Source organism: Aerococcus sp. HMSC062A02, assembly GCF_001809535.1.
In the GTDB taxonomy this organism is placed as follows: Bacteria; Bacillota; Bacilli; order Lactobacillales; family Aerococcaceae; genus Aerococcus.
This window is the reverse complement of the sequence record NZ_KV797917.1, coordinates 36,813-50,005: the sequence shown is the minus strand read 5'-3', so window position 1 is coordinate 50,005 and position 13,193 is coordinate 36,813. Positions and strand designations below refer to the sequence as shown.

The 13,193-nt window shown below is 37.7% G+C and carries 10 protein-coding genes; 1 reads left to right on the top strand and 9 read right to left on the bottom strand.

From position 1 onward, the window contains the following. The 9 genes from HMPREF2626_RS03310 to HMPREF2626_RS03270 form a co-directional block, all read right to left on the bottom strand. Positions 1–382, bottom strand: a 382-nt coding sequence (locus HMPREF2626_RS03310; protein WP_141744573.1) for a G5 domain-containing protein, incomplete at its 3' end; no start/stop codon positions are given. Positions 383–605: 223 nt separating this feature from the next. Beyond that, positions 606–1,631, bottom strand: a complete 1,026-nt coding sequence (locus HMPREF2626_RS03305; RefSeq protein ID WP_070617386.1) for a PTS fructose transporter subunit IIC — start codon at positions 1,629–1,631, stop codon at positions 606–608. 12 nt (positions 1,632–1,643) lie between these two features. Then, positions 1,644–1,952 carry a PTS fructose transporter subunit IIB gene (locus tag HMPREF2626_RS03300; protein WP_070617383.1) on the bottom strand — a complete coding sequence of 103 codons (309 nt, stop codon included), beginning with the start codon at positions 1,950–1,952 and terminating at the stop codon, positions 1,644–1,646. Between the two features lie 18 nt (positions 1,953–1,970). Beyond that, positions 1,971–4,610 (bottom strand): glycoside hydrolase family 38 N-terminal domain-containing protein, encoded by a 2,640-nt coding sequence (locus HMPREF2626_RS03295; protein ID WP_070617379.1) that lies wholly within the window; start codon positions 4,608–4,610, stop codon positions 1,971–1,973. Between the two features lie 19 nt (positions 4,611–4,629). Further along, positions 4,630–5,085: a PTS sugar transporter subunit IIA gene (locus HMPREF2626_RS03290; RefSeq protein WP_083294320.1), complete on the bottom strand. Its 456-nt coding sequence runs from the start codon at positions 5,083–5,085 to the stop codon at positions 4,630–4,632. After that, entirely contained in the window at positions 5,085–6,995 is a 1,911-nt protein-coding gene (locus tag HMPREF2626_RS03285) for a BglG family transcription antiterminator (RefSeq protein WP_070617376.1), read from the bottom strand. The genes HMPREF2626_RS03290 and HMPREF2626_RS03285 overlap by 1 nt, the downstream gene beginning before the upstream one ends. A gap of 173 nt (positions 6,996–7,168) precedes the next feature. Next, entirely contained in the window at positions 7,169–7,996 is an 828-nt protein-coding gene (locus tag HMPREF2626_RS03280; RefSeq protein WP_070617372.1) for a phosphoenolpyruvate hydrolase family protein, read from the bottom strand. Beyond that, positions 7,993–9,219 (bottom strand): Tm-1-like ATP-binding domain-containing protein, encoded by a 1,227-nt coding sequence (locus HMPREF2626_RS03275; RefSeq protein WP_070617369.1) that lies wholly within the window; start codon positions 9,217–9,219, stop codon positions 7,993–7,995. The genes HMPREF2626_RS03280 and HMPREF2626_RS03275 overlap by 4 nt, the downstream gene beginning before the upstream one ends. 87 nt (positions 9,220–9,306) lie before the next feature. Next, positions 9,307–10,494 carry a phosphoenolpyruvate hydrolase family protein gene (locus HMPREF2626_RS03270; protein ID WP_070617366.1) on the bottom strand — a complete coding sequence of 396 codons (1,188 nt, stop codon included), beginning with the start codon at positions 10,492–10,494 and terminating at the stop codon, positions 9,307–9,309. 204 nt (positions 10,495–10,698) lie between these two features. Here HMPREF2626_RS03270 and HMPREF2626_RS03265 point away from each other — a divergent pair, with 204 nt between their 5' ends. Beyond that, positions 10,699–12,909: an LPXTG cell wall anchor domain-containing protein gene (locus HMPREF2626_RS03265; RefSeq protein WP_070617363.1), complete on the top strand. Its 2,211-nt coding sequence runs from the start codon at positions 10,699–10,701 to the stop codon at positions 12,907–12,909. The last annotated feature ends 284 nt before the right edge of the window (positions 12,910–13,193 follow it).

Below are 13,193 nucleotides of genomic sequence, written 5' to 3'. Positions count from 1 at the left end.
ACGTTGGCGTATCATCTTTACCTTTTGGATCATTATTTACCGGTGGATTAATTATATTAGCATCATCAATAGGCTGTTTCGTTTCTTTTGTACCTAAAATAACCACCTTATTAATTGGTGACTTAATAATACGTCCTAATTCGTCTTTTAGACCTAGGACTCCCTGAACAATAACAACTTCTTGTCCTTTTTCTAAACTAGCATCTTCATGATAAATAATTTGGTAAGGTATTTCTAATGTTGATGAGATAGAATTTGTGGTAGATAAAGAAAAAGCTGGAGTGATAGTTTCACTTGCGTGAACACTTTCTGTATTTGTTAAATACAAGCTAGTTAGAGCTGTAATTGATAACATAGCTAATTCTTTTTTGGGATAATCCATAATATTTCTCCTTTAGTGTTATTTTTTAAAATTATATTAACACAAGAAGATCTATAATTGTTTATTCACCCCTGAATAGTACGATTTAACTCCTAATTCCTAATAATGTAAGAATTTACTCAAAAAAGCCAATTGACATCTCTTTCATCACTTGAGCCTTGCAGGCGAAGATAATCTAAAATGCCAATGAGCTTTTTAATATCGTTGCTACTATCTACTTACTCTACTCTTCAATTTTCTCTTTCTTTCTGCTCTTTAAGAAATTAACCATCAAAGCTGTTACTAAACCACCAATCAAAATAGAAATAACATACGTAATCATGTTATCTACGAATGGGATTGCCATAAAAGTAGACATCATCGTTTGGTGTGTTCCACCAAAGAAACCGTTCAATCCTGCACCTACCGCCGTTCCGACAACAATACTTGGAATAACTCGCGTTGGATCAGCAACTGCAAAAGGAATCGTTCCTTCAGTAATACCGATAATCCCCATGATTAAAGCAGACTTACCATTATCTCGTTCGGCTTCTGTATATAATTTTTTATTTAGTACAGTAGCTAGCCACATCCCAAAATTAGGTAAGCCTATACCGATTAACATGGCTGTACTTGCTACATACGACCCTGATGTAAATGCTGCTGTACCAAAAGCATAGGCAATCTTATTAATTGGGCCACCCATATCTACAGCCATCATAGCTCCTAACAGTGCTGATAATATTACAGCATTTGTTCCCTGCATACCATTTAACCATGATGTTAATAAATTAGTCAGGGCTGTAATTGGTGGACCTACAACATACCACATTAAGATACCAACAACTGCTGTTGCAACAAATGGAATAAAGATAATTGACTTAAGCGAAGCTAGATTCATTGGAACTTTAACTTTCTTAAGTAACTGAACAAAATATCCAACTGCCAGGCCCGTAATCATCCCACCAAGGAAACCGGTTCCCATTTCATTTGCCACAATACCTGTAATGAAACCTGGAGCTAAACCAGGACGATCAGCTACACTATATGCAATATATGCCGAAATCATTGGAACAATGAATTGCAAACCTGACTGCCCAATAAGTCGAACGACTCCCCAGAAAGTATCAGTTTGATCCCATACTTCTTGCCCACCAAAGATAACAGCTAATGAAGTTAATAAACCAGCTGCGGTTACTAAAGGAATAATATAAGATACACCACTTTGAAAGTGCTTAACGATATCCTTTCCAAACTTTCGATCTGCCATGATCTTTTCCTCCTATTTTATAAGTTCTTCAGCTTTCTTTATAACTGCTTCGCCATCACGAATTGTTTCTTTAGTTGATACTTCTAGTATCTCTTTTCCTTCAAATCGATCACGTTCTGTTACATTGGTATCGACAGAGAAAATGACAACATCAGCTTCAGTAACTTCTTCTGCTGAGATTTTGTTTTCGAGACCCATCGCACCTTGTGTTTCAACCTTAATCTGATGACCTGCTGCTTCTGCAAATTTTTCTAGATTGGCTTTTGCCATATAGGTATGTGCTAAACCGGCGATACAGGCTGTTACTGCAACTATTTTCATTTTGATTACCTCGTTCCTTTACTTTATTAAAGTAATAAATTTATTTTTATTCAATTCTTTTACATATTCTTCTTGATTCGTTTCATCTAATTTCACGGGAGTCCATTCAAGTAATTCATCAGGTAAGTCTACCGTTCTTTTCAGATAAGGATTAAATACCCTTAGAACACTTTGACCTTTATTATTTATATCGCCTTTTAAGCATGATACGCCTAAATCTTCCATATCAACTTCCATAAAGGAGTCAGAAATCTCGTAGAGTTTTTCTTCTCGTTTTTGACTAAATATCATCCGTCCATTTAAGAAGTCTGCACGTTCATAACTAGGAATATGCGTTAAATAATCTTTAGAAAGACGTGATAAATTCATAGCTTCAATATTTTGACTGCCGTTGATATGAACTGCAAATTCACAACTTATCTTCCCTAATAATTGAGCATCTGGTGTTTCAACAATCGATTCACCTGAAGCACGTCCAGGACGATACAAGAGATCTTCCTTCCCCATATGACTAAAAGTTCTAAATAGGGTCAATTTTAGGGTATCGTCTGCATCACCCACAACTTCGTATTCCCGAACTCCTCCAGTTATTACTGAAAAAGTCTCCTTATCTTGACTTAAAGCACAATAGCTTTGCATGGGTTCAATTGATATGGGCATTTCATCCCACTCTTCTTCTTCCCATATAGCCAATTCTGGCAGATGAACTTTACGTTGAACAGGGCCGAATAACTGATCAGCATAGGAATATTCTGAAGGAATGCCAGTCTTAAACTCAACAGCAAATTTATGACTCAATATTTGATTGTCCACATCAACTTTAAATTTAATAATTTGACTGTCTTTTTCGAGATCAATTCTTACTGTGAGAGGAACTGTAACCGAGTTTTCTTTCTTCGCCCGCTCCTCAAGATCATAAGGTAGCTCTACTTGCAATTGGATGATTAACGCCTCATTGATTTCAGATTGATATTTTTGAACTTTTATACGCGTAGCTTGAGTAGAATCAATTCTATGATCTTGGCGTGGTGGAGAATAGTTATATGAATCTCCATCATCCCCTTGATCAACAAATATCATTTGATCTTTATAAGTTTTCCCTGTTTGTTTATCTAAAATACTGATGGCATTATTATCTTGTAAAGTTACTACATAATTATCATTTTCAATCTTTAGATCATCTTCTATCAATTCATACCGATTCGAGTCAATTGTATTTTTACTCTCTATAGCATAAGAGTTGTACCCCAGGCCATTAAGATCCGTAAAATAAACTTTAAATTTAACTTTATATACTTTTTCTGGAATAAAGATTGGCTGACTTGAGTCAATTTTAATCGTTTGATTAAGTACATAATCCGTTAGGTCTACACTTTTCTCAATTACAATTGGAACAGTTTTATTAGTTCTTAAATCTTTTAATTGAAAATTGAGACTAGGCATATAGGCTTCGACTTCAACCATTCCTGTATATTTTTCTGGAAATGGATTGAAAACTGTTAGTAAAATTTGCTCATCTGATCTTATTCGATTGGAAATTGTTCGCATAGTTCGTTCCAATAAATTAGATGCTAAATCGTTAGCTACTTTATAACGATACTCAACATCACGGTTGGTCCAATCGCTATTGCATCCACCAATACTGTCGTGAGCAGCATTTTTAAATAATTGCTTCCAAATCTTCTCCACAACCCCATGTGGGTATTCCATTCCTAATTTTTGACTTATTAATAGAACTGGCTCCAATACATTTACCAAGTAATTTTCAGTTTCATTATTTAGTTGCTTTAAATCGGCGCGAGTTGAGAAGATTGTCTTATGAATTCGACTATGTTTCCCCTGAGTCAATTCACCCGTCCAGGTTGTTAACTCCTCTTCTTTTTCATTTAATTCTTTAAAGAAATTCTCAGGATCTCCCATCACATACTGATTAGAAGAATCAACCTGGTTCATTCTTTTAACTAATTGCGGTAAATTTTCACGAATTGGAGCTTGATCATGGCCATAGGGAGCATATACAACATTAGTATTTGACTCCTCGGCAACAACTTTTTGGAAACGATTTAAATAGTCTAGCATATCCTCCTCTTTTTCTGGTACTCCAAATTCACCTCCGAAATTATAGCCATGTCTGAAGTTGTTAGCTATTACTATGCTACCATCGTCACCTTGCCACTTAAATTGAGTGTCTTTAAAACTTGTATCTGCAATACCTCGCCAAAAAACAACATCTGTAATTCCAAAACTTTGGTAAATTTGTGGCATATTGCCTCCTTGACCAAAGGCATCTGGCACATAACCAATTTGCATAGAATGGCCTAAACTTTTTGCTAATCTTTGACCATACAATAAGTTTCTAACAATTGATTCCTGGCTAACAACTAACTGGTCGGTTTGTGTATACCAAGGTCCTATATAGAGCCTTTTATCAGTTACTAATTTTTTAAATCTATCAATATCTTCTGGATGATAGTCTAAATAATCTTCCGCCAAAGAGCTCTGTGCATCTAAAATATAGGCCGTATACTCTTTATCTTCCTCCAGAACATCCATCACTTCTTTAACATGTTTTAAAAGATAAACTGTCGATCGTGATGTGTTGAAATACCATTCTCTATCCCAGTGTGTATGAGGTATAATATGAATCTTTTTCGACATATAATCTCACTCCTTATAATTAACGCTGATTCAAACTTATAGTTAATTCATCTAGATTTTCTGCTTGTTTTAAAGCTTCAACATAAGAATCATCCATTAATTTAGTAGACAGGTAAGCTAACTGTCTCAAATGTTCATCTTTTTCGTCTCCATCTTTAATAGCTAGTAAAAAAACATATTGCACTGGTTCTTCATCCTCCTGAGACCAAGAAACAGGATATTTCAAACGGGCCATAGCAATTGAAGACGATTTAACCGTTCTGCTCTTACCATGAGGAATAGCAATTCCTTTTCCTATATTTGTCGGGATTTCTTTTTCTCGTTTCCATACGCTTTCAATGAATTCATCTAAATTACTAATATTATGTGATTCCAATAAACATTTACTTAAAGATTCAATAACATCCGATGGTTCTGTAGCTACTAAATCATAAATTATATTTTCTTTTGTTATTTCTATGGTTATATTACTCACTACCCTAGCTCCTCTCTAATAATTGTCTTGAATTCCTTGTAGCTTTGAGATTTGATAAGATTGTTGACAGTTGATTCTGAAGAGATTAGAGCATTAAAATCAGAATAGATTTGTGATAAATGTTCTTTTATTTCTTGATTAACCATAAACATAAATACTATATATACTTTATCTTTATCCCATTTAATTCCTGATTCATTCTTATAAACCATTACAGCTGATTGCTTGACATAATGGTAATCACCGTGCGGCATTGCAATTCTTCCTATGGCTGTGGAAGATAATTTTTCACGATTTAACACACTTGTTTTAAAGTCTGCTGAAATGAATTCTTTCTCTTCAGCTTTAGAAATAAGCTTAGCGATAACAGATTCTTGTGTATCTAACTCGGTAGATGAAGTTATAAATAAATCTGAATCTATTAAATCAATAAATCTCACAGTACCTTCACTAGGTTCATTCAAATAACGAGAAATACGTTTAAAATCGTTACCATCCATAATTGGCTTTACATTAATGATTGGAGTATTTGTTTCATTAATAGGAATGGTTGATATAATCGTTACATTCTTATAATTATTTTGCTGGTATTGTGTTAAACCAACTGTATCGATAATATTAATTTGATGGCCAAATTTATTTTTTAACTGCTGCTCTAATAATTTAGCAGTTCCTAGACCACTTCCACATACAATAAGTACATCATTTGTTAAGCTTTGCTTTTTACGTTCAAAAAATGCCTGAATATGAATGGCTACATATGCAATTTCATCCTCTGTAAATGAGAAATCCTTTGACTTGAATAAATGGCGTACAAGTTCCTCGCTTAGTTCAAAAGCATAAAAATATTTCTCTTTAATTTGATTTAAGTACGGATTTCGAATACTCATATGGTTTTTTATACGATTAACTGCTGTTTGTAAATGAATTTCTAAATCTCTGAGTAATTCAGCATCAGGGTTAATCGTCCTAAGATCTTGGTAAATTTTTTGCTGCAAGTCACTATTATTTGCTCGTATATCATCTTTTTTTGGATAGTTAATTTGATTAACATTATTTTGCTGAATCATTTTAATATGTAAATTCAAATAGTATTGTTCTTCATCTGGCATCTCAAGGCCAAATTCATTTTCAACCTTAGTTTTTAATATTATAGTATTATGCTCTAATGGTTCCTTACTATTTATATTTGAAACCAAAAATTTTTTTAACATTCTTTCAACTGCAATACTTGTGTGAATGACTAAGGAAGAGAATTCAAATTCCCCCAAATATAAACTAGTTTCAACAGTAAATTCATTGATAAGTTTGCAAACTCTATCCACAGTTTCTAAATTGACTAAGTCTTCAGCAGCTTTCGATATGCGAAGAGACAGATCCAAATGATTTTTTGGATTTGATTTTGCTACAATTTTATTTTTGTAAGAATTGATTAATGTTGATAATAATTGCCTCTTTCCTTTTTCATTACAATCAATTTTTAAGCCCCGCGCATTTCCTATAATTTCGATATCATATTCAGCTAACTCATCTCTAACTTCTTGAAGTAAGCGCTCAAAGGTGGTGCGACTAACAAATAACTGATCAGAAAGGTATTGAATTGTTAACTCCTCTTCAGCATTTAATAACATTGCTAGTGTTTCTAATTTACGCTTCTCATTCACTTGATAGTCACTAGTTTCACTCCATTGTGAATTTACTATTTTTGACAATTCTCCCTTAATTTGGGCTCCCTGGTAGGGAATCATTTCAATTTGAATATCATAGCCTTTCTCCTTGAATTGTTGATTAACATCATCAATTAGACTGCTTACTTTATATCGCGAAAGATTTAATTCTCTGGACAAATCACTATAAGTTAAATGCCTATTATCTAAAATTAGTTCGATGAGTTTTTCAGATTGATTCACATCTCATCCCCTCCTAAACCTTTCATACTTATTATACTTTAGGAAGATTTTTTGAAAACGCCAACTATTTTAAAACGCTTTCAATTCTATGAGGTACCTATTAATAAAATAAAAAACGCCTTGGAGCAGTTTATTCAACTGTCTCGAGGCGTCTTGATAAATCCACATTATTGTTATTGGTTAATTTGTTTAAAAGCTTCTGTTTGAGCTTTAATGCTTCGTTCTGAAGCTAAGCGTTCGATACTTGAAGCTCCAAAGAAACCAACAATACCATCTACACGATCGATAATATACTTAGCATCATTTGGTTCTGCAATTGGACCACCATGACAAATGACTAAAATATCTGGATTGACTGATCGGCCGGCATTCACAATTTCTTGAATTCGCTCAACACAATCATCGAGTGTAAGAGCCGTTTGAGCTCCGATATTACCTTTCGTCGTCAAGCCCATATGAGCGACCAAGAGATCTGCTCCAGCCTCTGTCATTTGTTTAGCCTGGTCAGCATCAAATACGTAAGGCGTCGTTAGCATATCCAGTTCATGAGCTTTTCGAATCATTTCAACTTCTAGATCATAACCCATTCCAGTCTCTTCTAAGTTTTGACGGAAGGTGCCATCGATTAAGCCGACCGTTGGGAAATTCTGCACTCCGGCGAAGCCTTGAGCTTTCAATTCTTTCAGGAAAACATCCATTACACGGAAAGGGTCAGTTCCGTTAACGCCAGCTAACACTGGAGTATTCTTCACTACTGGGAGAACTTCATGTCCCATTTCTTGGACAATTGCATTAGCATCACCGTAAGCCAATAGACCAGCTAATGAGCCTCGGCCGGCCATACGGTAACGGCCTGAGTTATAGATAATGAGGAGATCTGCTCCACCAGCTTCACTGCTCTTAGCAGTAATCCCTGTTCCTGCACCGACTCCCAGTAAGACATGCCCCTCTTCAACTTGTTGTTTAAATTGTTTTAATAAAACTCCTCTTGATTGTGTCATGAGTATTTACCTTCCTTTTCTATATTTTTAATGAGTTCATCTACGGCAGATTTAGCAAATGCTTCATCATTAATATGCAAGTCTTTTTCTATAATCGCAACATCTGTTCCAGACAGTTCTTCCTTTATTGTATCCATGACTAGTTGATCAACTTCAGGATTATAAAATTCCTTACCTACTTCATCTAGCCCTGAGAAACCTTTTTTAGGAAATAGAATGCTCGTTTCCTTGCCTGCACTTTTAAGTTTCTGAGCGATTATTCCAGCAATATCCTTAGCCTCTTCTTTGGTCACTCGCATCAGAGTTACTGTCGGATTATGTTCATAGAATAAACGATTTGAAAATTCTTTAGGTACAGTTTCCTTGGGTCCAAAGTTGACCATATCCAGAGCCCCTAGAGATACGACTTGAGGTACTTTCTTGGAAACGGCTGCTTCTAAGCGGTGGGGACCTGCATTCAAAACGCCGCCTACGACTTCATCACACCATTCGGTTGTTGTCAAGTCAAGAACGCCATCGAAATAATTTTCAGAAATCAAACGCTCCATTGTTCGCCCGCCGCTACCTGTCGCATGGAAAACAATCGTCTCATAACCTCTTAATTCAAGTTCTTTTTCAGCATATTTAATAGCTGGTGTGGTCAAGCCAAACATACTAGCAGCAATCAGCGGTTTATTATCCTTTTTCGCTTTGTAGTCATAACTTAACATACCAACCGTGGCATGAATCGCATTTGAGAAGATATGCCTTGAAATGTCATTCAAGCCCTCAACATCAACAATTGAAGGAAACATCACAATATCACTAGTCCCTACATATTGACTAACATTTCCGCTAGCCATTGTAGATACCATCACTTTAGGAACACCAATTGGTAGTTGACGCATACCCGCTGTAGCAATGGAAGAACCGCCAGATCCTCCAAGGGCAATTACACCATCAAATTTTCCTTCTTGATAGAGTTGCGGAAGAATTTTTTCCAGTCCTTGACTAAGAACTTTGGTTGCTTTAGCTCGGTTTCTATCTTTTGCTATTTGTTCAATATCTTCATTGACTGCTCGTGCAATCTCTTTATTATTCACCTCAACTTCTAATTCTGATTCAAAAACACCAATATGAATCAAATAGGTCTTTAAGCCTAGTACTTCAAATTCTTCTTTTACAAAACTAAATTCGCGTGCTTTTGTGTCAAAAGTTCCAACAATGGCAACTGTTTTATCCATAATTGTCACCTCATAAATTATTAGTTATCGATAACTTACAAGGCTATGATACCGTTTACAAAATCAATTATACATGTCTTTAGATAACTAGTCCTTGTCTTTATATGACTTACGATAAAAACTTGGTGATTGCCCGTAATATTTTTTAAACAGTTTACTAAAATGACTGTAGTTAGGGTAACCGACTTGTTGTGCTACTTCTTTAAGGGGGAGAACCGAGCGGCGGAGTAATTTTTTACTCAAATTCAATCGATAATTAACTACATATTCCGTAAAACTTATTCCAATCTCCTTCTTAAATAAGCGTGAGAGATAAGCAGTAGATAAATGCAACAAATCAGCTAATTCAGATAAGGAAATCTCCGATGCGTAATGCTCATCAATAAAGCTCTTTATAAAGCGGATATAGTCCGATGGTTCCATCGTATCATCTGTTAGATTCATTAAATAATTACGGGTCTCTTCATTACGAAATTCATTCACTAGATACTTAAAACTATGTTCAGAAGGTATCCGTTCAAAGACTGATCCCCCAATATATCCATCCACGTAAGGATTATTATTAAAAATAAAATGAGTATCTGGCGCATTATCAATTGGTCCACCGTATATCATAAAAAATTGATTGCTTTGTTTGTTGATACGTTTGAAAGTATTTAAGACGAAACGATGGGTAGATTGTAATGAAGATATCTTCTTGGCACCTAGAGAGCCTCCAGTTGTCAATCCAAGATGCAAGCATAGGATATCAGGGCTAATTTTCTGCATAGTCAGCGCTTCTTCAAGAGTATGGACAAAGGCCACGGTAAAAAGGCCTTTCTTTTTGGCTGCTTCTAATAACTTGACCTCGGTCATGAAGCCTAACTCCCGACTCTCTAAGGCTGAACGAAAACGACCATCAATTAAAGTGACCGTAGGATAATTCGTGATACCTGCGACTCCTCCATCTATTAGATCATCCATGTACTGGTCCAGATCAATCGTTGGATCACTAGCAAATAGGCCTAATATCAATGGACTTGCCAAGTTGCGTGGCCAAATTTCATGCTGGTAGAGCTTTAGAACCTCCTCGTTACTATTAGATGAAGACAAGTAGGCTCCGTAAGAACTAACACCTCTTTGACGGTAAATTCCTGAGCTTAAAATAAGCAAAAAATCGACATCACTCTCTTCTGCATTCTTAGCGGTTAACCCTGATCCCACTGAAGCACCAATTAAATATTCATGATTATCTCTTTTGCGCTCAAGACTTTTGAGAATATCGTGTCGCTTCATAGCCCTCTCCCTCCAAATGAATTTATTTTATTATAGCATTAGACATTCAAAGGTGAAATCTCTTGTCCTAGCAAGTACTTTAGCATTCCAATCCAAACTAATTCCCCCTTTACACATTCCACACACAATCTTAACCCAATCTCAACACGCCTCTGCTATATTTGAATTAGAATACCACACTTATATTTTACGAGGAGGTCAGCCATGCATACGCCCAAAATTTTCTGCACCAAGTCTAGCCGCTTTCTCTTATCCTTGATGGCTTCTGGAGCAATCTTCGTCGCTGCTAATGTGGTCCAAGCATCTGAGCTTTCCACGAACCCGAATTCGAGTGAAAGCCAACCAACAAGCACTCTTAGCCCCGAGACCGAACCTAGCAGTCTACCTGTTTCTTCTACGCAAGCAGCTGGTCAGATCATAGACGATCCAGCTATTCCGAGCCAGGGGCGCTGGACCAGTGGGGAAGTCCATGTCCACACCACTTCTTCCAATGATGCGAATGCTTCTTATAATGAATTTGAGAATATTTTAAATGCAGCCTATCGAGAAGATGTGGACCAGATTCCTAGTGCGGGTCAGGCGACGCTTGACCACAATAGCGGTTTTGATTATTTAATGGTGGCGGATCACCTGCGCAAGTCTTCCCGGAATCCTCAGGGTCAGGAAGAAGTCACACCACAGTACAAGGTCATTGAACAGCAGGTTGACCAATTTAACCAACTTAAAGAACAGGGCACATATAAGGGTAAGATCTTCTATTCAGGTTTTGAATGGGATATGTTCCAGTTCGACCACGGCACTGTAGGTATCATTGAAGCTGGGACCAACCGCGTGCCGATTGAAGCCATTCAAGAATTTGAGTGGAAGTTTGCCTATGACACGCCTACTGAGATCTTTAATGACAATGAGCGAGACAAATTCGGTGAACGCCAAAATGAGAAGGCAGATATCAATAACACCTTCAAAGGACTCCACTGGCTGCAAGAGAATTATCCGAAATCTATTGTAATCGCCAACCACCCTTCCCGCCATGCTGAGGGGAAGGGCGAAGTGCGAATTGAACACCTGCGCAAGATGCATGATACCGCACCCGATGTCTTTATCGGTCTTGAAGGCATGCCGGGTAACCAGCTAGGCTATGACCGGGCAGAACTCCCGAATGGTTATACCCTAGGCGGTGCTGATAAGATGATTGCCGAAGTTGGTGGGGTATGGGACGCTCTTCTAGGAGAAGGACGTCATCTCTATAATTTCGCTAATTCGGACTTCCACTTTAAGGTCAGCGATAACCGCATCTATAGTTCGGGCTACTGGCCAAGCGAGTATTCACGCACCTATACTTATGTAGAGGGCGATACTTTCGAAGATGTCGCCGATGGCATGCGGGCTGGTCAATCCTTCAGTGTTTATGGTGACCTCATCACGGGACTCGATTTTACCATTGAGCAGGGCAACAAAATTGCTGATATGGGTGGTGACCTAAATGCTATCAAGGGTCAGGATGCTAAACTTGTCATCCGTTTTAGAGAGGGCGACTTTAACAATTACCAGCCCATTAGCCCTGACCACCAGTCCAAGCTAAGCAACCAGCCCCACTTAGACCACATCGATGTCATTTCTGGACGCATCCTAGGGCCAAACGCTGACGTCACCCAGGCGACTAATCCAAGCACTGAGGTCATCTATCGCATCACCCGCGACCAATTTGGTAAGAAAGATACAGAGGGCTTCTATACAGTTACTCTTCCCATCCAGGTAGACCAAGACCGCTACTACCGGCTGCGTGGGACCAACCATGGCTTGAACGTGCCCGGTGAAACGGATGCTGAAGGGAATCCACTCCCCGACTACCATTTGACCAAGCCTCAAAAAGAGGAGGGTGAATTGGATGCTTCCTATGTTGAACGCATGGCTGCCCACCTGAACGAAGTCAACGATCGAAACTATAGCGACTTATGGTTCTACTCCAACCCTATCTTTGTTTGGGCTGTAGCGGTTAAGTCGCAACCTAAACCCATCACTCCCCTACCAGGTCAGCCTAGCTCAGACCCTACTAGAAAGCCTAGTCCTTCTCCAGTAAAAACTGAGAATCAAGCTTCTAATCCTGTGACTCCAAATCTGAACAAAGATGGTCAAGAGCCGGTCATTGAGACTATACATTCTAAAGCTAAACATGGAGTGAAAGCCTCCGAAAAATGTCAGCTTCAGCCTGTCCAAAATTCGACTAGTGCAAGCTCAGATTCAAGCCAAACAAGCTCTCATTCTAAGCATCAGTCAACTAAAGCAGCCAAAGCTAATAAAGCAAACTCTACCCAGTCCAAACTCCCTCAAACAGGCGCCAATACCCTAGCTGGACTCGGCCTCAGTTTGATTACGCTAGGTAGCTTATTGAGTTTCAGAAGCAAGAAATCCTAATTTCCTTCATAATTTATAGCCAAAATAAAAATCCAGCAGCTTCACTGATTTCTCCGTGGAAGCTGCTGGATTGATTGTTTTTTTATTCCTTATAAAATAGAATTAGCATTATTTTCAGGCTTTAAATAAAACTAGTATTAAAAATTTTCCTGCTATTTCTCCTAGTGAGCAGGAGTGGAGCTTGAAAGTGATCGTTAGCCGTGATCCAGCAAGCGAAGCGAATTACGTATCGTAGGCGGAGCCATACGAGACGTTTGAGTCTCGCTAGGTGAGGGACCTTGGCC

Coding starts and splice junctions, on each gene's coding strand:
- HMPREF2626_RS03270 (WP_070617366.1), bottom strand. CDS start 10,494: ATGAAGCGACACGATATTCTCAAAAGTCTTGAGCGCAAAAGAGATAAT.
- HMPREF2626_RS03295 (WP_070617379.1), bottom strand. CDS start 4,610: ATGTCGAAAAAGATTCATATTATACCTCATACACACTGGGATAGAGAA.
- HMPREF2626_RS03300 (WP_070617383.1), bottom strand. CDS start 1,952: ATGAAAATAGTTGCAGTAACAGCCTGTATCGCCGGTTTAGCACATACC.
- HMPREF2626_RS03265 (WP_070617363.1), top strand. CDS start 10,699: ATGCATACGCCCAAAATTTTCTGCACCAAGTCTAGCCGCTTTCTCTTA.
- HMPREF2626_RS03275 (WP_070617369.1), bottom strand. CDS start 9,219: ATGGATAAAACAGTTGCCATTGTTGGAACTTTTGACACAAAAGCACGC.
- HMPREF2626_RS03280 (WP_070617372.1), bottom strand. CDS start 7,996: ATGACACAATCAAGAGGAGTTTTATTAAAACAATTTAAACAACAAGTT.
- HMPREF2626_RS03305 (WP_070617386.1), bottom strand. CDS start 1,631: ATGGCAGATCGAAAGTTTGGAAAGGATATCGTTAAGCACTTTCAAAGT.